The organism is Curtobacterium sp. MMLR14_010 (genome assembly GCF_001865015.1).
Lineage (GTDB): Bacteria > Actinomycetota > Actinomycetes > Actinomycetales > Microbacteriaceae > Curtobacterium.
The window spans coordinates 1-560 of sequence record NZ_MJGV01000043.1 but is presented as its reverse complement, the minus strand read 5'-3'; the positions used below and the strand labels follow the sequence as shown (position 1 = coordinate 560).

At 71.4% G+C, this 560-nt stretch carries 1 protein-coding gene; it reads left to right on the top strand.

The window, feature by feature from the left end; translation table 11 throughout:
- Window positions 1-528, top strand: a 528-nt coding sequence (locus tag BIU98_RS08555; RefSeq protein ID WP_139200636.1) for an aldo/keto reductase, incomplete at its 5' end; no start/stop codon positions are given.
- Window positions 529-560 lie beyond the last annotated feature (32 nt).

The following is a 560-nucleotide window of genomic DNA, read 5'->3' as shown; positions in this document are numbered from 1 at the left end:
GTCGACCTGTACCTGATCCACTGGCCGAACCCGTCGGTCGACGAGTTCGTCGAGACCTGGAAGGCGTTCGTGGACCTCCGTGACAGCGGGAAGGTCCGCTCGATCGGCGTCTCGAACTTCACGCCCGCACACCTCGACCGGATCATCGACGCGACCGGTGTCGCGCCGGCCGTCAACCAGGTCGAGCTGCACCCGTACTTCCCGCAGGCCGCGCTCCGCGCCGTGCACACCGAGCGCGGGGTCGTCACCGAGAGCTGGAGCCCGCTCGCGAAGCAGTCGGAGCTCATGACCGAGGCACCCGTCCTCGCCGCCGCCGAGGCCCACGGGGTCACGCCCGGCCAGGTCGTGCTCCGCTGGCACGTCCAGCTCGGTGCCGTCCCGGTGCCGAAGTCGGGCGACGCCGACCGCCAGCGCGAGAACCTCGACGTGTTCGGGTTCGAGCTCACGAGCGACGAGGTCGCGGCGATCTCCGGCCTCGAGCGCGGGCGCCTCTGGGACGGCGACCCGGACACGCACGAGGAGATGTAGCGCCGACGCGTTGACGGGAGGCGCGGTGCCAG